Annotated in this window: 24 protein-coding genes; 11 read left to right on the forward strand and 13 right to left on the reverse strand. The window is 70.8% G+C overall.

What is annotated here, in order from left to right; all coding sequences use genetic code 11:
• Positions 1-14: 14 nt before the first annotated feature.
• Complete coding sequence (locus NL114_RS06005) at positions 15-584, reverse strand: hypothetical protein (protein ID WP_254823886.1); 570 nt, start codon at positions 582-584, stop codon at positions 15-17.
• Between the two features lie 110 nt (positions 585-694).
• Here NL114_RS06005 and tmk point away from each other — a divergent pair, with 110 nt between their 5' ends.
• From tmk to NL114_RS06020, 3 genes are all read left to right on the forward strand, one after another.
• Positions 695-1,297, forward strand: coding sequence for a dTMP kinase (gene tmk / locus NL114_RS06010; protein WP_254823887.1), 603 nt, complete (start codon positions 695-697; stop codon positions 1,295-1,297).
• A gap of 70 nt (positions 1,298-1,367) precedes the next feature.
• A complete protein-coding gene (locus NL114_RS06015) occupies positions 1,368-1,724 on the forward strand; it encodes a DUF7533 family protein (RefSeq protein WP_254823888.1) in 357 nt (118 codons plus the stop codon).
• A gap of 158 nt (positions 1,725-1,882) precedes the next feature.
• Complete coding sequence (locus NL114_RS06020; RefSeq protein WP_254823889.1) at positions 1,883-2,503, forward strand: class I SAM-dependent methyltransferase; 621 nt, start codon at positions 1,883-1,885, stop codon at positions 2,501-2,503.
• 702 nt (positions 2,504-3,205) lie between these two features.
• Here NL114_RS06020 and NL114_RS06025 read toward each other — a convergent pair.
• Positions 3,206-5,047: a UvrD-helicase domain-containing protein gene (locus tag NL114_RS06025; protein ID WP_254823890.1), complete on the reverse strand. Its 1,842-nt coding sequence runs from the start codon at positions 5,045-5,047 to the stop codon at positions 3,206-3,208.
• 159 nt (positions 5,048-5,206) lie between these two features.
• Positions 5,207-5,377 carry an HVO_0416 family zinc finger protein gene (locus NL114_RS06030; RefSeq protein ID WP_254823891.1) on the reverse strand — a complete coding sequence of 57 codons (171 nt, stop codon included), beginning with the start codon at positions 5,375-5,377 and terminating at the stop codon, positions 5,207-5,209.
• A 152-nt stretch (positions 5,378-5,529) separates the two neighbouring features.
• On the opposite strand from NL114_RS06030, the gene NL114_RS06035 reads away from it, so the two are divergent.
• Positions 5,530-6,759 (forward strand): M20 family metallopeptidase, encoded by a 1,230-nt coding sequence (locus NL114_RS06035; RefSeq protein WP_254823892.1) that lies wholly within the window; start codon positions 5,530-5,532, stop codon positions 6,757-6,759.
• A gap of 73 nt (positions 6,760-6,832) precedes the next feature.
• Entirely contained in the window at positions 6,833-8,389 is a 1,557-nt protein-coding gene (locus NL114_RS06040) for a carboxypeptidase M32 (RefSeq protein ID WP_254823893.1), read from the forward strand.
• A 30-nt stretch (positions 8,390-8,419) separates the two neighbouring features.
• On the opposite strand, the gene NL114_RS06045 is transcribed toward NL114_RS06040, so the two are convergent.
• The 4 genes from NL114_RS06045 to NL114_RS06060 form a co-directional block, all read right to left on the reverse strand.
• Positions 8,420-9,310, reverse strand: coding sequence for a CPBP family intramembrane glutamic endopeptidase (locus NL114_RS06045; RefSeq protein ID WP_254823894.1), 891 nt, complete (start codon positions 9,308-9,310; stop codon positions 8,420-8,422).
• Between the two features lie 262 nt (positions 9,311-9,572).
• A complete protein-coding gene (locus NL114_RS06050; protein ID WP_286671099.1) occupies positions 9,573-11,192 on the reverse strand; it encodes a preprotein translocase subunit SecD family protein in 1,620 nt (539 codons plus the stop codon).
• Positions 11,193-11,246: 54 nt separating this feature from the next.
• Positions 11,247-11,819 carry an ArsR/SmtB family transcription factor gene (locus tag NL114_RS06055; protein ID WP_254823895.1) on the reverse strand — a complete coding sequence of 191 codons (573 nt, stop codon included), beginning with the start codon at positions 11,817-11,819 and terminating at the stop codon, positions 11,247-11,249.
• Positions 11,820-11,954: 135 nt separating this feature from the next.
• A complete protein-coding gene (locus NL114_RS06060; RefSeq protein WP_254823896.1) occupies positions 11,955-12,353 on the reverse strand; it encodes a PPOX class F420-dependent oxidoreductase in 399 nt (132 codons plus the stop codon).
• 99 nt (positions 12,354-12,452) lie between these two features.
• Here NL114_RS06060 and NL114_RS06065 point away from each other — a divergent pair, with 99 nt between their 5' ends.
• Positions 12,453-13,457, forward strand: a complete 1,005-nt coding sequence (locus tag NL114_RS06065) for a lysylphosphatidylglycerol synthase domain-containing protein (protein ID WP_254823897.1) — start codon at positions 12,453-12,455, stop codon at positions 13,455-13,457.
• Positions 13,458-13,480: 23 nt separating this feature from the next.
• On the opposite strand, the gene NL114_RS06070 is transcribed toward NL114_RS06065, so the two are convergent.
• Positions 13,481-14,203, reverse strand: a complete 723-nt coding sequence (locus NL114_RS06070; RefSeq protein WP_254823898.1) for a DUF1028 domain-containing protein — start codon at positions 14,201-14,203, stop codon at positions 13,481-13,483.
• Positions 14,204-14,358: 155 nt separating this feature from the next.
• On the opposite strand from NL114_RS06070, the gene NL114_RS06075 reads away from it, so the two are divergent.
• Positions 14,359-14,712 carry a cell division protein SepF gene (locus NL114_RS06075; RefSeq protein WP_254823899.1) on the forward strand — a complete coding sequence of 118 codons (354 nt, stop codon included), beginning with the start codon at positions 14,359-14,361 and terminating at the stop codon, positions 14,710-14,712.
• Between the two features lie 111 nt (positions 14,713-14,823).
• Here NL114_RS06075 and NL114_RS06080 read toward each other — a convergent pair whose 3' ends face one another.
• The 4 genes from NL114_RS06080 to NL114_RS06095 all read right to left on the reverse strand — a co-directional run bounded on the left by NL114_RS06080 (position 14,824) and on the right by NL114_RS06095 (position 18,946).
• A complete protein-coding gene (locus NL114_RS06080) occupies positions 14,824-15,831 on the reverse strand; it encodes an NADP-dependent oxidoreductase (RefSeq protein WP_254823900.1) in 1,008 nt (335 codons plus the stop codon).
• Between the two features lie 65 nt (positions 15,832-15,896).
• Positions 15,897-16,352, reverse strand: a complete 456-nt coding sequence (locus tag NL114_RS06085) for a hypothetical protein (protein WP_254823901.1) — start codon at positions 16,350-16,352, stop codon at positions 15,897-15,899.
• A 3-nt stretch (positions 16,353-16,355) separates the two neighbouring features.
• Positions 16,356-17,462, reverse strand: coding sequence for an aminotransferase class V-fold PLP-dependent enzyme (locus NL114_RS06090; protein ID WP_254823902.1), 1,107 nt, complete (start codon positions 17,460-17,462; stop codon positions 16,356-16,358).
• Between the two features lie 23 nt (positions 17,463-17,485).
• Positions 17,486-18,946: an ATP-binding response regulator gene (locus NL114_RS06095; RefSeq protein WP_254823903.1), complete on the reverse strand. Its 1,461-nt coding sequence runs from the start codon at positions 18,944-18,946 to the stop codon at positions 17,486-17,488.
• A gap of 123 nt (positions 18,947-19,069) precedes the next feature.
• On the opposite strand from NL114_RS06095, the gene NL114_RS06100 reads away from it, so the two are divergent.
• Positions 19,070-19,855, forward strand: coding sequence for an alpha/beta fold hydrolase (locus tag NL114_RS06100; protein WP_254823904.1), 786 nt, complete (start codon positions 19,070-19,072; stop codon positions 19,853-19,855).
• A complete protein-coding gene (locus NL114_RS06105; protein ID WP_254823905.1) occupies positions 19,845-20,582 on the forward strand; it encodes an NUDIX hydrolase in 738 nt (245 codons plus the stop codon). The genes NL114_RS06100 and NL114_RS06105 overlap by 11 nt, the downstream gene beginning before the upstream one ends.
• A 15-nt stretch (positions 20,583-20,597) precedes the next feature.
• Here the strand turns inward: NL114_RS06105 and NL114_RS06110 are convergent, their stop codons facing one another.
• A complete protein-coding gene (locus NL114_RS06110; protein WP_254823906.1) occupies positions 20,598-22,823 on the reverse strand; it encodes a hypothetical protein in 2,226 nt (741 codons plus the stop codon).
• A 174-nt stretch (positions 22,824-22,997) separates the two neighbouring features.
• Between NL114_RS06110 and NL114_RS06115 the strand changes: the two genes are divergently transcribed.
• Positions 22,998-24,161, forward strand: a complete 1,164-nt coding sequence (locus NL114_RS06115; RefSeq protein WP_254823907.1) for a 60S ribosomal export protein NMD3 — start codon at positions 22,998-23,000, stop codon at positions 24,159-24,161.
• Positions 24,158-25,219: a class I SAM-dependent methyltransferase gene (locus NL114_RS06120; RefSeq protein WP_254823908.1), complete on the forward strand. Its 1,062-nt coding sequence runs from the start codon at positions 24,158-24,160 to the stop codon at positions 25,217-25,219. The genes NL114_RS06115 and NL114_RS06120 overlap by 4 nt, the downstream gene beginning before the upstream one ends.
• Positions 25,220-25,259 lie beyond the last annotated feature (40 nt).

Below are 25,259 nucleotides of genomic sequence, written 5' to 3' on the forward strand. Positions count from 1 at the left end.
ACCGGCCCCGTACGCTAGTCGTCCACCGGCGATGACGGCCCGCCCGAACCTGTCGGGCCCTCGCTGGGCCGCCGGGTCTGCCGGACGGCCGCGCGTTGACAGACAACGCCCAGCGCCACGCAGGTCGCCAGCGCGGCGGCGCCCACCCCGACGCCCAGCAGGAGGAGCGTCCGGACCACGCCGAACGGGACGACGACTGCGAGCGCCGAGAGGATACCCAGCGCGACGCCCGCGGGGAGGGTGGCGGTCGCGACCGCGATGGGCGAGACGCCGCCCGGGAGCGTCCGGTAGCAGCGGGCGATCGCCCGGATCTGCACGGCGTAGCCGGCCAGGAACGCCACCACGCAGGCGAGGCCGGCGACGAGCGCGACACGGCCGGTGAGCACCTCACCGGTGAACAGGAGCACGGCCAGCGCGTCGGCGGCGACCGCCGCGCCGACGATGCCCCCGCGCAGCACCGACCGGATGCGGTAGAGGTCCGCCGCGTCGAGCGGGTCACCGCCCCTCGCGAGCACCTCGGAGACCTGGGACCCCTGCGCGGCTCGGAGCCAGCCCGAGCCGCCACGATCCGAAGACGCTGCCATCTACCAGTACTGGCACAGCACGTCACAAGGGGATTATGGCCACTATATCCGGTGCCTTATGCGACCGGGAGAGCGGTGGCTTTTCGCCCACCCCCCGCTACCGTCCGGCCATGCTCGTCACGCTGGAGGGGATCGACGGCGCCGGGAAGTCCACGGTCCACGAGGCGCTCCGCGACCACGACGCCCTCGCCGACGCCGTCTTCACCCGCGAACCGACGGAGTCGTGGTACGGCGAGGCCGTCCGGCGCTCGCTCGGCGACGACGGCGCCGACCCGCTCGCCGAGCTGTTCCTCTACACCGCCGACCACGCCGACCACCTCGCGGACGTGGTCCGGCCCGCGCTGAACGAGGGGCGGGTCGTCGTCTCCGACCGCTACGTCGACTCGCGCTACGCCTACCAGGGCGCCGCGCTGGAGGAGACCGACATCGCGCGGCCGATGGAGTACGTCCGGGGCATCCACGAGGCGTTCACCCGGCCACCCGACGCCACGCTCTACCTCGACGTGGACCCGCGCAGCGGCGCCGAGCGCGCGGGGGCCTCGGACAAGTTCGAGACCGCCGGCCACCTCGCCGCCGTGCAGGCCAACTACGAGCGCCTCATCGAGGCCGAACCCGAGCGGTTCGTCCGCATCGACGCCACCCGCCCGCCCGAGGACGTGGTCGAGGCGGCCGAGGACGCCATCGACCGAATCCTCGCCGACCGCGAGGACTGACCGTCAGGGTGCGGTCACGGCCGGCCGCCGGACCGACAGCCCGAAACGCCCCGACCTCCCACCCGCTCGCATGGCACGGAGCATCCTCGGCACCGTCGGCCTCGCGCTCACGCTGGCCTTCGCCCTCCCCGTGGCGTACCTCGGCGTCGAGTTCCTCCTCGACGGGAAGACCAACCAGGGGCTGCTCTTCCTCGCGCTCGCCGCCCTGATGGTCGGTATCCAGGAGTACGTCACCACGCCGATGGACCTGCCCGGCGAGATCGCCGGAAAGGTGCTCGGCACCGCCGTGAAAGAGCCCGACGATGGCAGCGACGCGGGTGACACCGGAACCGGTGCAGAGGACGCTCGACCGGAAACAGGGGGCGACGACGGCGCGACCGAGGACGAGCCGCTGATCCCCGACGCGGAAGGGAAGAAAGGCAGATAGCGGCCGATATTTTCTAGATATTCGCAATAGGCCTGAAATCAGAACTACTGGTGAGAAACTTCCGACATTCAATACTTGCATCGGGCGCCGAAACCTGCACGAGCTGCCACCCCACGCCTCCCGAAGACCCATACCGGCAGCGCGACCCGCTCCGGGTGATGGTCGAGAAGCAAGCGGTTCGCCGGGCGTACGACGAACTCGGGGCGTCCTACGGGGCCCAGCGTGACTCGGGCGGGCTGACGGCCCTCGACGCGGTCCTCGAGGCAGCCGACCCGGACCGGGTACTCGACGCGGGGTGTGGGCCGGGGCGGCCCGTTCTCGAGCGACTCGACGCGGCGACGGCGGCCGTGGGACTGGATATCTCGCGCGAACAGCTGTCTCTCGCCGCCGAGCGCGTCCCCGAGACGCCCCTGTTGCAGGGCGACATGACGCGGCTCCCGTTCGGCGACGACGCGGTCGACGCGGTCGTGGCGTACTGGTCGCTCATCCACGTTCCGCTCGACGAGCATCAGGCCGTCCTCGATGAGTTCGCGCGAGTGCTTCGCCCCGGCGGCCGCGCCCTCGTCTGCGAGGGTCGCGAGCAGTGGGTCGGTGAGAACCCCGACTGGCTCGATTCGGGCGTGGAGATGTCGTGGGAGCTGGCCGGCGCCGAGGCGACGCGGGAACAGCTCCGAACGGCCGGGTTCACCGTCGAGCGCGAGTGGGGCGCCGCCGACAGCCTCGACGATGACGACGAGAGCGAGCCCTGGGTGTTCATCGAAGGCCGGCTAGAGGAGTAGGGAATCTGCGGGAGTGGCACTAACGCTCGCGCGGTCTACAGCAACAGCGACAACCAGAGGACTGCAACAGCGACAACCAGAGGACTGCAACAGCGACAACCAGAGGACTGCAACAGCGACAACCAGAGGACTGCAACAGCGACAACCAGAGGACTACCCTCGAAGCCCTCGCGCGCTCAGGCGGCCGCGGCTCGCTGCGGTCCTCACTCCGCTCGCTTCGCTCGCTCCGTTGCGGTCCTTACGTCGCCGGGGCCGCGCTGAGCCCGCTCGCCCTTCGAGTCCGCCAGGGTCCGGCTGTGTCACGGGCGCAGCACCCCTGCCCTTCCCCAGGTCGCGCGGGCCTCACTTCGTTCGGCCACGCGCTCCCGGCCCGTGGATTGTGGCGGGTCGCGAACCGTCGTCAGTCGAACGGGCGCGCGCTGGCGGCTGTGCCGCAGGCCAGCCGCCGCCCAGCGCGCGAGGGGCGAGCATCGCAGCGACCGCAGAGAGCGAGAAGCGCAGGCGGTTGGGGAGGTGTGAGGCTCACACGGCCCGACTGACCAGCGCTCGCCCTTCGTAGGTATCCCTGTTGTCGCCGTCCCGAGAGAGCGCGAGGGCTTCGTAGCGGTTCCCGTTGTCGCCGCAGTCGTCACCAGAGAACAGGAGAACTTCGGAAACAATCCGGCTGCCGACGTGGTTGGTGGAAAAGAGCCGAAAACCGCCTTACTCCGCTTCGGCCGGCTCTGCAAGCGGTTCCTGGGCCTGCTCGACCAGCTCGCCCAGCGACAGGTCCGAGGGCTGGTTCTCGATGAGGACGTCCAGCGGGAGCGTCGGGGCCCCGCTGATGAGGTTCTCCATGATGACCAGGCGCTCGCGGGCCCGGGACATCCCGACGTAGAAGACACGGCGCTCGTTGTCCGTCAGGACCGGCACCGGGTCCGCACGCTTGTCGAAGGAGACGCCCGGCGGGAGCTCCTCTTCCGTGACGGAGGCGGACATCTGCTCGACGACCTTCTCCGTGAGGTCCGTCCCGACGAAGACGTGGTCGGCCTCGCGACCCTTCGCGGAGTGGATGGTGCCCACGCGGATGCGGTTCGGGTCCATCCCACGGTAGCCGCCCTTGAAGTAGGACTCGACGGAGCGTTCCTGGAAGTTCGAGACGCGCGTGAGCATGTCGCCGGCACTGGCCGGACCGGGCGCGAACGGCGCGTGCTCCTGGATGAAGTCGGGCGCGACCTGCATCTCCTCGAGGTCGTCGACCCCGTTCTGCTCCTGCAGGTCGTCGATGGCGTCGAACATCTCGTCGCGGCCGCCGGTGCCGAACGCCGAGTCCGCGAGCATCTCCGCGAGCCGCCGGGCTTCGAGGCCGGTGATGTGCTCGTCCTCGTCGAGTTTCTCGACGGCAGAGACGTACCCCTGCAGGCGGTCGGTCCACAGGCGCGTGTCCGTCAGGGAGACGAACGGCATCCCCTGCTTGATGAACTCATCGACGAACTGGAACATCTGGTAGCGCGCGCGGAACAGAATCATCGCGGTGCCCTCCTCGTCCTCCTCGATGGTGTTGCGGACGTTCCGGGAGAGTTCGACGATGGAGGGGTTCCGGACGGCCTCGAAGGAGCCGCCCTGTTTCCGGGGCTTGAGGTCCTTCTCCTGGCGCTTCTCGATGTGGCGGATCTGCCGGTTGACGACGTTGAGGATGCGCGAGGGGAGCCGGTAGGAGTTCGGGAGGACGTTGTCGTCGTCGACCTGCTCGTCGAGCAGGAGGTTCGGGTCGGCCCCCTGCCACGCGTAGACGACCTGGTCGTCGTCACCGGCGATGAGCACCGAGTCCATGTGGGGGCGCCACTCCTCGTACACCGAGTACTGGAGCGTCGTGATGTCCTGGAACTCGTCGATGACGAGGTGGTCGACGCTCGGGACCTTCGAGCGCTGCTGGACGCGCTCGAGCATGTCGGCGAAGCCGACGACGCCCTGCTCACCCTTGAACGAGCGCCACGCCCGGATGGCCTCGGGCACGTCGATACGGTCGTCGTCGCTCGACCACGTCGGCGTGTACTTGTTGCCGGTCTGGGCCTTCTCGTCGATGTCCGGCGGGAGGCGGACCTCCTCCTCGTCCCACTGGAACGGGACGTCGTACCAGTCGGCCACGTCCCGGCGGGTCCGCTGGAGCCACTGCGAGGTGGCGATGATCTTGTTGCCGATGGTCGTCGACCGGGCCGACCGGCGGCGGCCGCTGTCGTTCTCGTCCTCGAACTCGATGCCGTAGTCCTCGCAGAACTCCTCCTTGTGCTCCTCGCCGACGACGTCGCCACGCGAGAGATTCAGCAGCTCGTACGCCTTCGCGTGCATCGTACAGACGTTGCCCTTCAGCGATTTCGGGGAGCGGTCGAGCCGCTCGGCGAGCCGTTCGCGGACCTCCTGGGCGGCGGCCCGGGTGTAGGAGACGACGAGGATGTCGCGGATGTCGACCCCCTCGTCGAGCATCTCGTCGACCTTGTCGAGCAAGGCGGTGGTCTTCCCGCTCCCGGGACCACCGAAGAGGCGAGTTACGTGGGGCTGACTCATTATCGGGCACAGGCCCCCCTCCTGTATAACGCTGTTCGTCAGTGGAAGGGCGCTACGCGCCCGGAAGTAGCAAGGGGCTACGCGCCCGGTGAACAGACAGGGTTCGGTCCACCCAGGTGGGGCGGCCGAGCAGCCGTCCGCGGTGCGGGTCGGCTTCCGTCAGGTGGGTGTCCAGCCGCACACCGAACAGGTCGACGCCTCGAGGTCGTGGATGCCGGAACACTCCGGGCAGCGCTTCTTGTTATAGTCGCGCTCCCAGCCAGCGCTCTCGGTTTCGTGTCCACGGTCCGCCAGGAAGTCGTCGAAAACGCTCTCATCGGCGGTCGCCATACGAGCCGTGGTATGTCACGCCGTGCCAAAACGTTTGTGACCGCGGCAGTTCGTGAATCGATCACACGGGACGGCTCCGGAGCGAGCCGTTCGACACCCGCCGGTTCCGGATGCCGGGAGCGTTTTGTTCGTACCGGCCGGCAGGGCCACACATGACCGAACCGGCCGGTACTCCCCCCGGCGAGGCGCCCGAGGCCCCCGGGGAGGTTCGGACACTGACCCGTGAACTGGTCGCCACGCCCAGCCACGAGGACGAGACCGCCGCCGGCGACCTGCTGGAGGCGTGGCTCCGCACGGAGACCGACGCCACCGTGACCCGCGACGACCACGGGAACGTCCTCGCGGCCCGGGCGCCCGACAGCGACCCGGTGGCGCCCTCCGAATCGGCCGCCGACCGACCGACACTCGCGCTCGTCGGCCACCACGACGTGGTACCGCCGGACGACTCGCAGGTGGTCGACGACGACGGGGGCGAGGGGACCGAGTACATCCTCGAGGAGCGCGACGACCGCCTGTACGGCCGCGGGAGCGCCGATATGAAGGGGTCGCTCGCGGCGCTCGCGGTCGCCTTCCGCGACGCGGCGCTCCCCGACGACGGCCCACGCCTCGTCTTCGCCTCCTTCGTCGGCGAGGAGGTCGGCGGCGAGGGCTGCCGGGCGGCCATCGAGGACGGGTTCGCGCCCGACTGGGCGGTCGTCGGCGAGGGCTCGACCGGCTACTCCGCCGACGGCGTGACCGACGTTGCGGTCGCGCACAAGGGCCGGCGCGCGTCCACGCTCGTCGCACACGGCCAGGCGGCGCACGCGAGCGAGCCCGAGCAGGGTGACAACGCGGTCTACCGCGCGGCCGACGCCGTCGACGCCGTCCGCGACCTCGACGCACCCACGGCGACCGTGCTGGGCCACGACCTCGCGGGCAGCGTCGCCGTCACGGGCATCGAGGGCGGCGACGCGTGGAACGTCATCCCCGAACGCTGCGAGGTGACAATCGACGAACGCACCGTGCCGGGCGACCGCGCCGACATCGGGCGGGCGGCGGGCGAGTCCATCGACTGGGAGGTCGACCAGGACCTCCCGCCGATGGCCTGCCGGGACGAGCGGTTCGCGAGCGTCGCGCTCGCGGCCGCTCGCACGGCGCACGGGCACGCGAACGACCCGCTCGCTGGCGACGACCCCGCCCCCGGCGCGACGCCCGAGCACGTCGTCAAGCCCCACGCCACGGACGCCGGGTGGCTGGCCGACCGCGCCGGAACCGACTGCGTGGTCTGTGGCGCGGCCGAGCCTGGCGAGGCCCACACCGCCGACGAGTCCGTCTCGCTGGCCGTGCTGGACCGCTGCTACCGCATCTATCGGGGCGTCGCGGAGACGTTCGAGGGCGGGTGAGGCCGGGTCCCCGGGCGCGACACGAGCTTCCCCTGCCGGGAGGTTGATACCCCACGCGGCCGTCCAGCCGGGTATGGCGACCGAGCAACAGCCCTCCGATGCGGACGCCGACAGCGAGAGCCCCCACGCGGGCGCTCCCGACGCGTACCACGACCTGCTGGACCGCTACCGACAGGTCACCTACCTGAACGACAGCGGGATGCTCCTCTCGTGGGACCAGCAGGTGATGATGCCCGAGGGCGGCACGCCCGCCCGCTCGAAACAGCAGTCCGCGCTCTCCAGCGTCCAGCACGAGAAACTCACCGCCGACGAAGTGGGCGACCTGCTGGACGAGGTCGAGAGCGCCGACCTCACCGCGGACCAGGCCGCCGTCGTCCGCGAGATCCGCCGCGAGTACGAGCGCGAGGCCGCCGTTCCGGGAGAGCTGGTCGAGCGCATCTCCGAGGAGACCAGCAACGCCCTCCCGGTCTGGGAGCAGGCCCGCGAGGAGTCCGACTGGGAGCGGTTCGCCCCGCAGGTGGAGACGCTGCTCGAGCTCAAGCGCGAGTACGCCGAGCACATCGACCCCGACGCCGACCCGTACGCCGTGCTGTTCGCCGACTACGAGCCGTACCTCGACCTGGAGGTGGCCGACCGCGTCCTCACCCGCCTGCGCGAGGAACTGGTCCCCATCATCGACGCCATCGCCGACTCGGACGTGACGCTGGCCGAGGACGCCTTCGACGACGAGTACGACCCCGACATCCAGGAGGACGTGGCGCGCGACGCGCTGGACGAATTGGGCTACCCGTGGGACCACGGCCGCCTCGACCGCTCGACGCACCCGTTCTCGACGGGCAACCAGTTCGACGCGCGCGTCACGACGCGGTTCGCCCCGGACGACCCCGTCGACGCGCTCTCCTCGACCATCCACGAGTTCGGCCACGCCACCTACACGCTCGGCCTCCGCGACGACGAGTACGGCACGCCGCTGGGCTCACATCGGGGGCTCTCGGTCCACGAGTCACAGTCCCGGCTCTGGGAGAACCACGTCGGCCGCTCGGAGCACTGGTGGGAACATTTCCTCCCGACCTTCCAGGAGCACTTCCCGTCGGCCGAGGACCTCAGCCCGCGTGACGCCTTCGAGGCCGCCAACCAGGTGTACGATGACAACCTCATCCGGGTCGAGGCGGACGAACTGACCTACCACATGCACATCGTCCTGCGCTACGAGATCGAGCAGGACCTCGTCCACGGCGACCTCGACGTCGCGGACGTGCCGGGCGTGTGGAACGACAAGATGGACGAGTACCTCGGCATCCGCCCGGACGACGACGCGACGGGCTGCCTGCAGGACATCCACTGGTCGCACGGCTCCTTCGGCTACTTCCCGACGTACACGCTCGGTTCGGTCATGGCGGCGCAGCTGTACGCCGCCGCCGCGGAGGACATCGACGACCTCGAGGGGAAGATATCGCGTGGGGAGTTCGAGGACCTCCACGACTGGCTCACCGAGAACGTCCACCGCCACGGCGCGAAGTACGAGACGAACGAACTGGTGAAGCAGGCGACCGGCGAGGAGTTCACCGCCGACTACTTCCTCGACTACGTGCGGGAGAAGTACGGGAAGCTGTACGACCTGGGTCTGTAGGGACACAGACCGTTCCGTCGCTCTCCGTGCTCAGTCCGGCGGGTGCTCGCGAGCGGTCGCCGGCGCCGGTGACTCACCCCACAACGGCGGCGTCGGGACGGGGTGGCGAGAGAGCCGCCGGGTACCGTACGCGGCCACGATGGCGACGACGAGGAGCGCCAGCACCACGAACGCGGCCAGCTGCCCCGTGGACGCGACCCACTCGTCCTGAATGCCGTCGACGAACAGCACGTTGTTGACGGGGTACCAGTTCATCGCGACGTTGTTACCGGCGTGGAACAGCCCGGCCAGGAGGACGCTCCCGCCGGTGTTGTTGTAGACCCACGCGAGGATGACGGACTCGGCGAGGATGCCACCGAAGTAGAGCGCGAAATCGAACCCGCTCTGGGTCGCCCCCGGGATGATGAACAGGGGTGCGTGCCACGTCGCCCAGATGACGCCGATTCCGAGCGCGGCCGCGAGCGCGCCGTAACGCTCCTGCAGGTACGGCTGGGCGAACCCGCGCCACCCCAGCTCCTCCTGGCCGCCGCCGATGACGAGGACGTACAGGAGCAGGAACGGGTAGACCACGAGCGTCTCGAGGCCGGTGACGACGAGCTCACCGCCCAGCAGGACGAAGACACCCGTCGCGCCGACGATGATTCCCGCCGGGAGCAGCAGGGCGACAGCCCACCAGGCCGGGTGGACGCGCCAGCGGAACGCCTGCATGACCCACGACCGCAGGTCGCCGTCGCTCGCCCAGACGACGACCGCCGCGCCCACGACCGGCCCGTACGCGCCCAGCCCGGCCAGGATAGAGAAGGTCCACGACTGCGGCAGGCCGAGCTGGAAGAGCGCCCCGTGGACGGTCCACGTGAAGGCGTAAGTCACGGCGATGAAGCTGACAAGCCGGTGTTCGGATATCCAGTTGCGAACGTCCATAGCGTACGTACAGAGGCGTTAGCGCGGCATCTACTGGTGACTCGGTTCTCGGGCAGTGGGAAGAACTGGACCAACCAGTCCACGTTCCGGGAGGATGGCCGACAGCACGCACACCGCCAGCCTGGACAGATCCGTAGAATCGCAGTATTCCAGGTCATTCGTTTTTCGAGCCACCTTGTGGATTTGTTTCCACCCTGTGCGAGGGAAGTACGCCCGCGGGAAGGATGGAGCCTCGCCAGCGACGACCCATGGCCCGTAATCGTCAGTCCTCCAGGACGAGGTTGCGGAGGATGTCACCGTAGGCGGGGCGGGTCACGAGGACGCCGAGCAGCACGCCGACGATGGTGACGATGGCGAAGCCCCGCAGGTCGCCCAGCGAGAGGGCGGCGAGCGGCGACATGGCGATGATGGTGGTCGCCGCGGCCGCGCCGATGACCCAGAAGGCCTTGCGGAAGCGCGATTCGAAGACGCGGGAGGTGTTGACCTCGCCCGACTGCAGGATCTCGTCGGCGATGATGACGAGGTCGTCCACTCCCGTGCCGATGACGGCGATGAACCCCGCGATGTGCGAGAGGTCCAGGGCCAGGCCCACGGCGGAGGCGAACCCGAGCAGCAGGAACACCTCGGCACCCGCGGTGAGCACCATCGGCGCCGCCACCCCCGGCTCGCCGTACCTGAGGAACACCACGACGGCGACGGCACCCATCGCGACGAGCCCGGTGACCAGCGAGAGGGGTTTGAACTCCTCTGCCAGCGCCGGTTCCACGTAGTAGGTCGTTCCTTCGCCCTCGATGTCCAGCGTCGTCGGCAGGGCGCCGGCCTGCAGGTCGATGGCGAGCTGCTGGGCCTCGCTGTAGTTGTTGGCCGTGATGACGAAGGTGGGGTCCTTCACGAAGTCCCCGCTCCGGATCGTGGGCGCCAACCCGTCCGGCCCGCCGCTCATCGAGGCGCCGTAGACGACCTCGTCGTCACGAACGGTGTAGAGACAGTAGCCGGGGAACGTGTCCGGGTCCTCGCCCGAGGAGGGCTGGTAGCCACAGTTGTCGACACCCTCGGGACTCGTGAAGCCGAACGTCTGCATCGCGTTCAAGAAGTTCCGGGCGGGCTCGTCCTTCAGCGCGACCCGAACACGCGGCGGACGGCCACCCTCCGCCTGTCTGGCCTGGAAGTTCCGGTTGGAGAAGTCCTCCTGTGTCAGCAGCGACACGTCGCGGTAGACGGTCCGGGTGCCGTTGTCGCTCTCGTTCTGGCGCTGCTGGGGGAAGTGCGCGACCAGCTCGACACGGCCGGGCGATCTGATGAGGGTCAGGACCTGCGACTGGTTCGCGCTGGGCACCTCGACGAGGACGAACGTCTCGCCGGTCGGCGTGGTCGTCGTCGAGACGGCCCCGCCCGAGAGCCCGAGCCCGTTGATCTTGCTCTCCAGCACCGTCACGGCGGTCTGCCGGGTCTGCTGGGTGACGCCGTCACGGATGTCGTCGGTCGAGACCTCGACGCTGGCCGCATTCAGCGCCGCGGCGAACTCCTCCCGGGTGACGTTGCCGTTGTCGGCGTCGGCGAACACCTCCACGGTGTCCGTAGCTCCCGAGGCGTGTACCTGTACGTCCGTCCGGGAGACGTTCAGCCGACTCGCCACGGTCGTCTCGACCTCGCGCCCGGTGCCGTCCGCGAGATCGACCTCGGCGGTCATGCCGACCAGGGGCGCCCGGACACGGGTCCCACCGGAGAGTTCGAGGCCGTACTGGAGGTTCGTCGGGCCGTCCGTCTCCGAACCGCCGAGCGGGACGAACACCGCGACCGTACTCGTCAGCAACAGGGAGACGAGCAACAGGGTCCGCCAGTGTTCGCGGACGGCCGCCAGTCCCAGGCCGATAGCGGGCATGAGCGGTCGTCGGTGCCCGATGGAAGAGAGGGTGTTCCAGTCTCAGTCGCTGTTTTAGTCTGATTCCTGCCCGGCCTCCTGCGTGCTATCGTAGATGAGCACGCGGGGCTGTTGGGTCGCCGTGTAGACCGACATCTCCCGACCCCGTGCGGAGTACTCGACGCCGATCTCCGCGATCGCGTCCGCCTCGCGCAGGTTCTCCAGATGGTAGTGAACGTTCTGGAGGGAGGTATCGGCGTCGTCGGCGAGTTCGGACGCCGTCAGCGGCTCCTCGACGAGCCGCTGGAGGACGGTCCTCGCGGTCTCCGAGGAGAGCACGTCGAACAGGTCGCCGGCGCGGTCGTCCGTCAGGTCGACCACCTCCGGATCCGACCGCTCCGGCACCCGCCGGTCACTCCCGAGGGGGAATATCGAAGCGGCGGAGACCCCGCCGGGGAGATAGCACTGCCCGGCACACGGGTCGCCAGCGACCTGTTGGCCGGGCGTCGCGGCCGCTGCCACGCCCGAGTGCTCGGGCGCGAGCAGGAGTGCTGTCGGGTTCGCCGCCAGGAGGAGTACGAGCGCGAGCGCGAGTATCCCGAGGAGGCGGCGGCCGGTGCGTTCGTGTCGGGGACCAATCCAGCGCATCCGTCGACCGACAGTACTCGCCACCACACTAAGTAGTGTCGTGAGCCGGCGTCTCGGAGGCCGACGGAGAGACCCCCCATCGGCGTTCTCGATAGCGCGGGCCCGATAGCCCGCTTCCGGGGGACGCGTGGGTGGTTACTCTCCCATCCGCGAGACGTGCTCGACGGCGATCTCCAGCACGACCCGCTCGGTCTGGATCGGTATCTGGTACTCGTCGCCCGTGTACCGCCGCGCCAGTTCGTCGATGTGCTCGCGGGCGCCCTCGGTCGTCAGCTCGTCGACCTCGCCCCGGAGCGCGAGCATCCGGTAAGGGTCCTCGGGGTCGGTCATGCTGACGGCGACACGCGGGTCCTCGCGGACGTTCTTCTCCTTCCGGCGCTCGCGCTCGGTGTTGACCAGCAACCGGTCGGCACCGGCGTCGTAGTCGACCCACACCGGCGCACTGTGGGGCGAGCCGTCGGGCAGGAGCGTCGAGAGGTGCGCGATGGTCGGCTTCTCGAACAGGTCGTGGTAGTCCTCCGGAATCGAGGGCATACCGGCCCTGCAAGCGGGAGGTACAAAGTTCGACTCCCGGACCGGGGCTGCTCGCCGTCGGCCGATGTCCTTTTGCGCCGACCACCCGACGCGGCGAGCGTGCGCGGCTACGTCCGGTTCGCCGTCGGTGCTGGCCTCGGAGCGGCGGCGCTCGTCGCCTACCTCCTGTTCGTCGGGGTCGGAACCGTTGTGGACCGCCTGACGGCCATCACGCTCGCGACCGCGGCGGTCGTCGCGGTGCTCGTCGTCCTCGAGGGGGCCGCCGACGGTATCGGCGTGTGGGCCTCCGTCCGGCCACTGGGCGAGGGACTCACGCCCGCCCAGGGGGTGCAGTTCGCACTCGCGGGTGACTTCTTCGACACCCTCAGCCCGGCGGGGCCGGTCACCTCCGAACCCATCATGGCGCGGTTCATCGGCGTGACGACCGACACCACCTACAGCGGCGCGCTCGCGGTGCGCTCGGTCGCGAAGTACGTGAAGTCGGGCTCGCAGGTGTGTGTCTCGCTGGCGCTGGGCGCGGCACTGTTGCTGGGCGGGGGCTCCCAGCGCGTCGTCCTGCTGACCCTGGCGGGGGCGCTCGGGGTCATCCTCGTCCTCGGCGTGGTGCTCGTCGTCCTCCGCCACCAGCTCTCCCGTGGCCTCGTCGCCCTCCTCGCGCCAGTCGTCGTCCGCGTCTCGGGGCTGTGGCGCGCGGAGCCGCTGGACCGCGCTGCCGTCGAGGCCGCTGTCGGCCGCTACCGCGAGCGGGTCGGGCTGTTCCGCGACCGCCCGGACCTGCTCGGACTCATCGCGCTCGGTGGCCTGCTCGAACAGGTCCTGACGGCGACGGCGCTGTGGGTCGCGCTCTCGGGGGCCGGCGCGCCCGTCGCGTGGCTCCCCATCGTCGTGGTCATCCCGCTGCCCCAGGCCGCGAGCGTCGTCCCCGTGCCCGCGAGCCTGGGTGCCTACGACCTCCTGCTCGCGGGCGCGCTGACGCTCGTGACGGGCGCGGCCGGCGCGGCCGCGGCCGCCGCGGTGCTGGTGCTCCGCACGGCGACCATCCCGTTCGGGCTGGGGGCCGGGGGCCTGTGCGTGGCGTTCCTCCGTGGCTGGCGGCCGGTGTAGTGGACAGCGGGGCGCCCGCCCGCTCACTCCACGCCTTCGGCCTCGTCCATCGCGTCGTCCTCGTATGAGTCCTCGTACAGTTCCATCGCGGTCTCGTGGCTCTGGACCGCGAGTTCGTACGTCTCGCGGAGGTCCGCGATGGGCGTCTCCGAGGCGTCGACGCGGAGGTCGTGCTGGTACGGGGCCGTCGCGGGGTCCGGGTGGGCCGTGTCGACCACCTTCAGCGCGGCGCTCTGCACCGTGAGTTCCTCGCGCTTGTCGCCGCCCGTCTCGTGGCCGGCGGCGAGCGCCGCGATGAGACGGGCGGGCAGCGGGTCGTCGTCGGCCGCCGCCTCCCAGGTCGTGGCAACGGCGTCCAGCACCTCGGGCCCCGTCAGCAGGTTGCCTGCGACGGTGTAGCCCTCGCCCTCGCGGTCGCCGTACCAGTCACCGCATTCGTCACCGGAGAACGCGAACGTGCCATCGCCGTCGACGCCGTGGAGCTGGCGCGTCTCGCGGCCGTCGTCCGCCCGGAGGAGCGCCTCCAGCGCGTCCTCGACCGCAAGGCCGTCGGCGAGGTACGCGACGCCGCGCTCCCCCAGCGAGACGTTGACGAGCGACTGGGTGGCGACCGCGCCGTGCTCGTTGACGAACGGACAGAGCGTCCCGACGCCGGCGAGCCGGGTCGTGACCGCGACGCCGAAGCGGTCCTGCTCCTCCCCCTCGTCGTCGGTGTAGGACTCGTGGACGCAGATGCTGAAGGTCATGGACGGGGAAACGCACGGTGGGCGCAAAAAGTCGGGTGGCGCGACACCGGACACACGGGCATCCGCCGGGAGCGACCTCGGCCGAAACGCCGTGGAACGCCGATGTGACGCGTGTCTGACGCGGATTTAAGCCCGATGGGGACCGTCCCGTTGTCATGGGACTGATGAGCAAACTCATCGGGGGAGGACAGCGGAGTGCCGACGAGTACGTCGAACTCGACATCGACGACTTCGACGCCGGTCCGAGCGAGGCCAACACCCAGGTCCACATCGCCGAGATAAGCGACAAGCAGGACGTCGTGGACATCAAGGACGCCGTCTACGACGGCGGGCTGGTCATCGCGGACATCACCCGGCACACCACCTCCGACCGCACGATGGAGCACATCTACGACGAACTGAAGCAGGTCGCCAACGAGGTCGGCGGCGACGTCGTCCAGAAGGACGACGACCAGGTCATCATCACGCCGGGCGGGATGAAGGTCGCCCGCGAGAAACTGGGCCGGTAGCCGACCCGCGGCCGACCCCGGCGGAAACCACCCCTTCTCTTCGCCGCCGCCTCCCGAGGCCGGGGCGGCGCGCACTCGAGTCGGTGAGCGGCCGGTATCCGTTCCGTCGTGCTACGGCTCCTCCCCGACCTGCACTAGCGTCTTCCCGATGTTGACGCCCTCGAACAGCCCGAGGAACGCGTCGGGTGCGTTCTCGAAGCCCTCGATGACGTGCTCGCGGTACCGGAGTTCGTCCTCAGCGATGAGGCCGCCCAGCCGCCCCAGCGCGTGGGCCCAGCGGTCGTAGTCGCTGACGATGAAGCCCTCTATCTTCAGGCGCTTCTGGACCGCGTCGGTCAGTTTGCGGGGTCCGGTCGGGAGTTCGGTCGCGTTGTAGAGCGAGATCTGCCCGCAGGCGACGACGCGCGCGAAGTCGTTCAGCGACGGCCACACCGCGTCCGTGACGGGGCCGCCGACGTTGTCGAAGTAGATGTCGACGCCGCCGGGCGCCGCCTCGGCCACCGCACGCCGGACGTCCTCCTTCTTGTAGTTGACCGCGGCGTCGAAGCCCAGCTCGTCGGTCAGCCAGTCGCATTTCTCCTCGGCGCCCGCGATGCCGACCACGTCACAGCCCTGCGCGCCCGCGAGCTGGCCGACGACGCTGCCGACCGCGCCGGCGGCCGCGCTCACGACCACGGTGTCGCCCGGCTGGGGCTCGCCCTTCTCCGTGAAGCCGTAGAACGCGGTGACGCCGGGCATCCCGAGGACGCCGACCGCGGTCGAGATGGGGGCGAGCGAGGGGTCGACCGTCCGCAGCTCGTCGCCGTCGGCGGCGGCGTACTCGGCCCACAGCAGGTCGCCCGTGACGATGTCGCCCTCGGCGAAGCGGTCGTCGCGGCTCGCCTCGACCTCGCCGACGACGCCCGCCTTCATCGGCTCGCCCGGCTCCCACGGCTCGGCGTAGGACTCGGCGTCGCGCATCCGCCCGCGCATGTACGGGTCCACGGACTGGTAGATGGTCCGGACGAGGACCTCGCCGTGCTCGGGCTCGGGAACGTCGGCCTCGACGAGTTCGAAGGTGTCGTGGTCGGGTTCGCCGGTCGGGCGCTCCGCGAGGTGCCACTGTCTGTTGGTTGCCATGGGGTAGCCTCGCCCGGCGGCGGCTTGACCGTTGGGGCGCCGGCGGCGCCACCCGATTCCGCGGGTCAACAGCCCGGCGTCGGACGGCGGACCGTCGCGTTCACTGTCACGCGCTCGGGGGCCTCGCGCCCGTGGACGACGATGTGGACCCGGACCGCCCGGAGTCGACCTCCGGGGACGGTGAACGTCTCCCGGCCGGTGACGTTCCCGACCGTCGCGCGGACGCGGTAGCGGCCCTCTCGCGAGGGGAACGTCGCCCGCGTCTCCAGATGCTGGACGGGGGCCAGCCCCACGGTCGAGTTGAACAGCACGGTCCGGCTCCCGTTCGTGCGCAGGTGGGTCGCGCGGATGTCCAGCGCGTGCGTCCCGGTGCCCTCGTTGTCGATGACGACGTACACCGGTGGCTCGGCGCGCGGCGTCGGCGACGGGGTGGTCGTGCAGTCGGGCGTCGAGCCCGCGAACCCGCCACAGCCCGCCAGGAGGAGGCAGACGACGAGGGCGGCACGGAGACCCCAGCGCATCGCTCAGAGCAGGTCGACCAGCCGGTCGACCTCGGCCTCGGTGTTGAACGCGTGGACCGAGGCCCGGACCCAGCCGTCGCGCGGGACCGAGCGGATGACCACGTCCGCGTCGTTCGCGCGGTCGACGAGGCCCCGGGCGGCGGCCTCGTCGCCCAGGTCGAACGTCACGAGGCCGGACTCGGGGTCACGGGGGGAGACGAGTCGGTCGCCGAGCCCGTCCTGCAGCCGCTCGACGAGGCCGCGCTGGCGCTCGCGGATGGTGTCCAGGCCGACCTCGTGGTGCAGGTCGATGGTCTCCCGGAGCGCGGCGTAGGGTGCGAGGGAGTTGGTGCCGATCTCGAAGCGGCGGGCGTCGGCGTGGTACGACAGCGCGCCCGCCTCGGCATCGTACTGCTCGGCCGCGTAGTAGCCCAGGTGCCGGGGGCGCCACCGCTCGGGGTCCCGAACGTAGCAGAAGCCGGCGCCCCAGACGCCCGCGAGCCACTTGTGCCCGGCCGCCGCGACGAAGTCGGCATCCCAGTCCTCGACGGGCATCGCCGCCTGCCCGGGGGACTGCACCGCGTCGACCAGCACCGCCGCGCCGGCGTCGTGGGCCACACGAGTCGCCCACTCGACATCGAGGTGGGTGCCGTGGAACCAGGAGATGCTGTTGAAGCAGACGAGGGTCGCCCCGTCGACGGCCTCGCGGTAGGCGTCGCGGTCGAAGTGACCGTCCGGGCAGGGCACCACCCTGACCTCGACGCCCGCCTCGCGCAGGCGGTCCCACGGGAGCTCGCCGGCCGGGTGTTCGAGGTCGGTCCGGACGACGGTGTCGCCCTCGGCCCAGTCGATGGCGTTGGCGACCCTGCTGATGCCGTCGGAGGTGGAGTCCGTGAGCGCGATCCGCTCGGCCGACGTGTCCAGCAGGTCGGCGACGGCCTCTCGCGTGGCTCCGAACTGCTCGCCGGCGTACTCGTACGGGTCCGCGACCGAGTGGGCGTGGCGCTCGTGGCGGCGCTGTTCCTCGCGAGCGGCGGCGAGCACGCGCTCGGGCGCGGGGCCGCTGGCGCCCCAGTTCAGGTAGGCGGTGCCGTCGAGGTCGATGTCGGCGGCGACGTCGGCGGGTTCCATACGCGACGGTTCGAGCGGGTGGGTCAAGAAGCCGGCCCGTCGGGCGCCGCGACATCGCGGAGTTCGAAGCGGGCCCCGCCGGTCTCGCTGTCGACGACGTGGACGCTCCAGCCGTGGGCCGTGGCGATCTCCTCGACGATAGCCAGCCCGACCCCGTCACCCGACTCGGCCTCCGAGTGGCCGAGGTCGAAGACGGACGCGCGGCGCTCTGCGGGGATGCCCCGGCCGTTGTCGGCGACGTAGAAGCCGTCGGTGTCGGGCGCGTCGAGGCAGCCGACCCGGACGACGAGCCCGGCGGGCGCGGCGACCACCGGATTGTCGGTAATCGCGTGCTCGACCGCGTTGGCGAACAGGTTCTCGAGCAGCTGTCGGAGCCGCGGGGGGTCGGCCAGGACCCGGCAGTCCGTCTCCACCGAGAGGGTCGCGTCGGCGGCGTCCCGGCCGGGGATGGTCGCCCAGGCGTCCTCGGCGAGCGACCCGAGCGCGACCGGCTCCAGTTCGTCGACCGCCCGGCCCTCCCGGGCCAGCGTGAGGAGGTCCGCGATGAGGTCGTCCATCCGTTCGAGTGCGGTCTCGGCGTCGTCGAGATGGTCGAGGTCGCCGGTCTCGCGGGCGAGTTCGACGCGGCCACGGGCGACGTTGAGCGGGTTCCGGAGGTCGTGGCTGACGACGGTGGCGAACTCGTCGAGCTGTTCGTTGCGCCGCTCCAGCTCGGCGGTCCGCTCGGTGCGGTCGCTCACGTCCCGGAGGGCGCCGACCAGCCGGGCCGGCTCCCCGCCCGAGCGGACCACCTCCCCGCCGTCGACGACGCTCGCGTACGACCCGTCGGCACGCCGGACGCGGTACCGACACTCGAACGTGTCCGCCTCGCCGGCCTCGGCGGGGTGCCAGGCCTCCTCGACGGCCGCGCGGTCCGCCGGACGGACCTGCTCCAGCCACCACTCGCGGTCGTAGTCGCCGTCGCGGTCGTACCCGAGCGTGGCCTCGACGCCGGCACCCCACCGGACGGTCCCGGTGTCGAGGTCGCGTTCCCAGACCACGTCCGAGACGGCCCGCCCCGCGAGTTCGTACCGCTCGCGACCCCGTTCGAGCGCGGCCCGCTCCCGGTAGCGCCGGGCGTAGCCCACCGCGCGGCCGGCCAGTAGCGCGAACGGGTTCGTCCCGCTGCGGCGGAGGTAGTCGGTGGCGCCACGTCCGAGCGCCTCGCTGGCGAGCCGCTCGTCGCCCTCGGCGGCGAACAGGACGAACGGAAGTTCGGCGTGTGACTCGCGTACCCGGTCCAGCAGCGCCAGCCCCGACTCGTCGTCGACCGCGTCCGTACAGACCACGCAGTGGACCGTCGAATCCGAGAGCGTCGACAGCGCGGCTGCGCCGCTGGTCGCCGTCGCGACATCGACACGGTATCGCCCGAACGCCCGTTCCAGCAGCGCCAGCTGGGTCGAGTCGGCGGCCACACAGAGCACCTGAAGGTCGTCTCCTGCCACGAACGGCTGTAGGTTACCCGCGGCACCTGATAAATGCCCCCTCTATATGAGGCAGATGACGCAGACAGCCGAGGCGGTGGCACCCCCGCAAGCGGTATGTGCCGACCGGCCCACCGTACGGGCGTGCCGACCGCAACCGCCGACGACGGGACGACGCTGCGCTACGCCGTGGCGGGCGAGGGGGCCGACCCGCCGGTCGCGCTCGTCAACGACGCCGGCTTCGGGGCGTGGGCCTGGGGCTGGCAGCACGAGCCGCTGGCGGGGCGCCGTCGCGTCGTCACCTACGACCACCGCGGCACCGGCGACTCCGGCGCCGGGGGGGCGACGGACATCGACACCCTGGTGGGCGACCTGAGCGCGGTGCTCGCGGCCGCGGACGCCAAGCCCGCCCACCTCGTCGGCTTCGGGCTGGGGGGCGCCGTGGCGATGCGCTACGCGCGCGACCGCGGCGTCCGCTCGCTCGCGCTCGTGGGGACCTGTGCGGGTGGCGACATCGACGAGGACGGCCTGGCGCGTTGCTACCCGGCCGGGGCCGACGAGGCCGCCGTTCGTGCGACGCTGCCCGCGCTGTTCTCCGACGCGTTCCGCGACGCCGACCCGTCCCTGCTGGAGCGGGTGGTCGACTGGCGCCGGGCCGAGGACGCCCCGCCGCGGGCGCGCCGGGCGCAGGTGGATGCGTGGCTCGACTTCGAGCCCGAACCGCTGTACGAGTTGACCACCCCGTCGTTCGTCCTCCAGGGGACCGGCGACCCGGCCGTCGGCCGCCGGACGGCCGAACGGCTCGCCGAGGACCTCCCGCGCGGGCGGTTCGAGGCCATCGCCGGCCGCCGGCTGGCCCACGTGGAGTGCTCGCGGCCGGTGAACGACGCGCTGACGGCGTTCTTCGACGAGGTGGACGATGACGGATGAGGAGACCCCCGACGGCGAGAGCCCGTACGAACCCGACGCGGCCGCGGGCCCGCGGACGGACGACGAGGCGGGCCCGCCCCATGTCTCCCGCCTCGACCTCGACGCCGTCCGTGCCCACCGGGCCCGCGAGCTGGCCGGCGTCGAACGTGCCGAGTGGGCGGGCGTCCTCGTCCCGGTCATCGAGCGCGGAGGCGACCACCACCTCCTGTTCACCGAGCGCGCGGCCGACATGCGCAACCACGCCGGCGAGATGAGCTTCCCGGGGGGTGGCTACGAGGCCGACGACGGCGACCTGGAGACGACCGCGCTCCGCGAAGCGAGGGAGGAGATCGGCCTCGAACCGATGACGGCCGACGTGGTCGGCCCGCTTGACGACCTGCCGGGGCCGTACGGCCACGTCGTCCGGCCGTTCGTGGCGCGGGTGCCCGACCGCGTCTACGACCCCGACGAGCGCGAGGTCGCGGCGGTGGTGGTCATCTCGGTGTCGGACCTGACCGCACCGGGCGTCTACGAGAACGAGACCCGGAGCCACCCCGACCGCGGGACCGCGCGACTGCCCTTCTTCCGCGTCGACGGGCACGTTGTATGGGGGCTGACCGGGTTCATCGTGCGGACCCTGCTGGACCTGACGACCGACTGGGACCCGCCGGACCGGGGGGAACGGCTGGGGCCGCGACCCGACGAGGGACACGACGCTCCCGGCGAGTGGCCGAACAGGAAGGGGTGAACGGAGGCCCCCGGGTCAGTTCCCACCGCCGGGGACGATGGGGATCTCCGGAAGCGCGCCGAGTTTCGGTAGCCCGTCGTAATCGGGCTGGCAGGTCGTCGCGTCGCAGTCGAGGCTGACACCGACGTTAGACCCGAAGAGGTCGACCGTGACCGACCGGCTGCTGTTCCCGACGCCGAGTTCGTTCCGGGTCTCGACATCGACGCCGAGGAGACTCGGGCTCTCGTCGCCACGGAGCGAGAGTCCGAGGGAACCCGTCACGACACCGTCCTGCTGTGTCAGTCGGCCGTTCGCCTGCGCGTACTCGTACTCCTCGTCTCCGGCGGAGAGTTCGAGGACGCCGTCCTGCTTCTCCCGGTCGAGGACGGTCGCGAACGTCCCGTCGAGTCCGGGGCCGCCGTTCGACAGGCCAGCCTCGAACGTCCGGAGCGCGCTGATGCCGTTCTGGAAGCTCTGTGCGCCATCCGTCTCGAACGTCGGCTCACCCTGGTACTCCTCGTACGGGGTCGCCGGGTCGGCGACCGGCTCCAGCAGGGGCTTGCTCACGTCGCAAGGGGCGGGCACGACGCCGTACGCCAGCCCGAGCACCGCCTCGTTGCTCAGAATCTGCGTCGGCAGTCCCGGCACCAGGTCCGGCGGGAGGTCCGTCAGCCCGGGCAGCTCCTCCTCGGGCAGGTCCTCCGGCCCGACGACCGTGTTACACGGGAGGACGTACCCCGTGGTATCGACCCGCTGGGGGAGCGGGTAGTACTTCTTGATGGGGTCGGTCAGCGGGGTGCTGGGAATCGTCTCGTTGACACCCTCGGTGCCGACCAGACACTCCTGACCGGTACACTCGATGCCGGCTCCCAGCCGCCCCGGGAGCACCTGTTGGAGCGCGGGCTTCAGAACCGGAATCCCCGGCAGCGCGTCGGTTCCCGTCCCCGGGAAGACGCCCGCACCGAGGTTCCCGCGCTTCGTGAACGGTGCGTGGTTCGCGTTGACGAACGCGACCGGCTCGCCGGCCGCTTCGGCCTGCAGCCGGGTCTCGATGTAGTCCCGGGACACCTCGCCGGTGATGGTCACACCGGACTCGTTGACCGAGTAGAGCGCGACATCGGCGCGGTCGATGCCCGCCTCGCTTGCGGTGATGTTGGTCCCGAGGTCGAGGTAGGTCCGCTCACCGTCGCCAGCAGAGACCTGTGGGGCGATGACCAGTCCCGTCCGCTCGGTGAGGTCGCCCTCGGAGTCCACCTCGAAGTAGGTCGTCTCGTCGTTCTCGACGGCGTACTGGAGCGCAGATTTGAAGCCGTCCCCACCCGCCTCGGAGGCGTAGAGGAAATCGCTCTGTACACCCTGGGGGCCCTCCGGCGACGTGGCCCGCAGGTACACGTTGCCGAGTCCCTGCCGCGAGACGTAGAGCTTCCCCTGCTCTCCCAGCGGGACCTCACGCTTGAACGAGACGCCCTCCGTGGTCGGGTCGTAGCTCGCATCCCCGACGCCCACATCGGTCGTGGAGAGGCGGATGCCGTCACCACCACCGACCTGTACGCCGTCGTCGGGGCCCGCACCGATGCCGTCGGAGCCGACCTGTACGCCGTCACTGGCATCGACGCCGACGCCCTCACCGACCTCGACACCCTCCGTGCCGACGCCGACACCGTCGTCACCGCCGACGGTGAGGCCATCCGACCCGACGGAGATACCGTCGCCGCCACCGAGTTCGACGTTGGTGCCGTTGACCGCGACGGGTGACTCCCCGACCGTGACCCCCTCCTCGGCGGTGTATCCCTGGCCGAGAACCTGTGCCCCGTCGGGCGCGACCTGTACGACATCGCCGTCAGCGACGCTGACTCCCTCGGTGGCGCTCACCTGGACGCCGCTCGTTCCGCCGACGGTGACGCCGTCCTCCAGGTCGGCATCGATGCCCTGTTCGCCGCCGACGCTGACACCACTGCGACCGACGGCGACACCGTCGTCGCCGCCGACGCTGACACCCTCGGTCGGGTCCGCGTCGATGCCCGACTCGCCGCCGACACTGACGCCGTCGGCCCCGATGGAGACGCCCTTGCTTCCGCCGACTTCGAGGTTCGTTCCGTTCGTGCCGACGACGGACACGTCGTCGCCGTCGTCCGAGGAATCACCGTCGAACAGTCCCCCGTCGTCGTCGTCCGCCGCGACCGGTGCGACCGGCACCGAGAGAACGACGACCAGCGCCAGTACCACCGCCGCCACCCGTGACCTGAGCCGATTCGAACTCATCTATCCCGTTTCCTGACAGAACATTCAGTACAGCGTTCTGCCGGTTATTCATCGTGGTTTAAATATCTCTGTTGGAATACGCTACAAGTACCCCCGTATAGAAACGGTAAGCCGGGCGCGGCCAGCGGTCACCGGACGCGGCATTTAACCGTCGGAACGACCCACGGAGGAGTAATGAGCGACTCCGAGGAACGGGGCGAACGAGGGTTCTGCCCGCGCTGTGGCGACGCCATCGAGCGGCCGCCCGGTGTGGACCTGCCGGGGAGCCCCAGCGCCAGGGACGCGGTGCTGTGCGACGCCTGCTACTTCGAGGACTTCGACCTCGTGGACGCCCCGGACCGGGTGGAGGTCCAGGTCTGCTCGGACTGTGGCGCGGTCCACCGGGGGAACCGCTGGGTGGACGTGGGCGCGCGGGACTACACCGACGTGGCCATCGAGGAGGTGACCGGCGTGCTGGGCGTCCACGTCGACGCGCAGGCCGTCGAATGGGTCGTCGACCCCGAGCAGGTCGACGAGAACACCATCCGGATGCACACCATGTTCACCGGCGTCATCCGCGGGACGCCGGTCGAGGAGGAGGTCACCGTGCCCGTCTACATCTCGCGGGGCACCTGCGACCGCTGCGGGCGCATCGCGGGCGACTACTGGGAGGCGCTGGTACAGGTCCGCGCGACCGAGCGCACGCCGACCGACGACGAGTGCGACCGCGCGACCGAGATCGCCGAGGCGTACATCGCCGAGCGCGAGGACAAGGGCGACCGGAACGCGTTCATCACCTCGGTCGACCGCACGGACAGTGGCGTCGACATGAAGCTCAGCGCGAACCAGTTCGGCGAGGCCATCGCCCACCGTATCGTCCGCGAGTTCGGCGGCGAAGTCTCCGCGGCCGAGACGCTCGCCACGGAGGACTCCGACGGGAACGAACTCTACCGCGTCACGTTCGTCGCGCGCCTGCCGCCGTACACCCCGGGCGATATCATCGCGCCGGCCGACGACGAGGGGCCCGTCCTCGTCACGAGCGCGCACGGGAACCTGAAGGGCGTCCGCCTGACGACCGGCGAGCGCTACGAGGCCAGTTACGAGGAGGGTATCGACCCCGACGCGCGGCGGCTGGGCACCCGCGAGGACGGCCAGCGCACGACCCTCGTCACCGTCGAGGACGCACACGCCGTGCAGGTGCTCGACCCCGAAACGTACGAGGCCCGCACGATACCGCGGCCCAACTACATGGACTCCGACGCCGAGGAGGTGCCGGTGCTGCGCTCGCGGGCGGGCCTTCATGTCCTGCCGGAGCGCGACGCGGGCGCGGACGAGGACGAGGAGCCCGGGGAGCGATGACCGAGACTGGCGGCGCGGCCGACCCCGACCGGGCGCCCGGGCTCGCGGCGCTGGTCCCGAAGCCGGCCGCCGAGCGCGCCGAACGCGAGCTGTCGGCACTGGGCGTCTACGACGACAGCCGGGGTATCGAATCCTACGACGACGAACGGGTCGCCCTGCCGGTCGTCGGCGAGGTCCCCGCCGACCGGGAGGGGACCGTCGCCGCAGTCGCCGCCGTCGAGGAGGTCGTCGCGTACGACCTCCCCTCGCGTGATTCGACGCTGGCCGACCGCCTCCGGGCACGCGGGTTCACCGAGGCCGAGATCGACGCCGTGCCCGGAAGCTGGGCCGTCATCGGGACGGTCGTCCTCGCTGACTTCGAGGGGTGCCCGCGGCCGGGCGAGGTCGGCGACGCGCTGCTGGAACTCCACGGCGAGGCCGACACCGTTCTCGACCGCGGCGGCATCGCGGGCCGCACCCGCGACCCGGACGTGACCGTCGTCGCGGGCGTGGGCGACACCGAAACCGTCCACACCGAGTACGGTACCCGCTACGCGCTCGACCTCGCGACGACGATGTTCTCGCCGGGCAACAAGGCCGAGCGCGCGCGGATGGGCGACGTGACCGGTCCCGAGGAGCGTGTCTTCGACATGTTCGCCGGCGTCGGCTACTTCGCGCTCCCGATGGCCCGCGCCGGCGCCGCGGTAACCGCCGCCGAACTCGACCCGACCACGTACCAGTATCTCGTCGAGAACGCCGTCCTCAACGACGTGACCGACCGGTTCCGGGCCGTGCGCGCGGACTGTGCCGATGTCGAGCTGGAGCCGGTCGACCGCGTGGTGATGGGCCATTACGACGCGTACGAACGACTACCCGCGGGTGTCGCTGCCCTGCGCGAGGGCGGGACGATACATCTCCACGAGGCCACACCCGAAGCCGAACTCCCCGACCGCCCGGTCGGGCGGCTGGAGACAGCGGTCGCGGACGCCGGCCGTTCGTGCGAGGTGCTGGCCGTGCGCGAGGTCAAGAGCTACGCCGAAGGCGTCCAGCACGTCGTGGTGGACGCGAGAATCGAGTAGCGGCCGGACGGCCGCTGGTTCACCCGAGGTCGAGGCGGTC

This window comes from Haloglomus halophilum (genome assembly GCF_024298885.1).
Taxonomy (GTDB): domain Archaea; phylum Halobacteriota; class Halobacteria; order Halobacteriales; family Haloarculaceae; genus Haloglomus; species Haloglomus halophilum.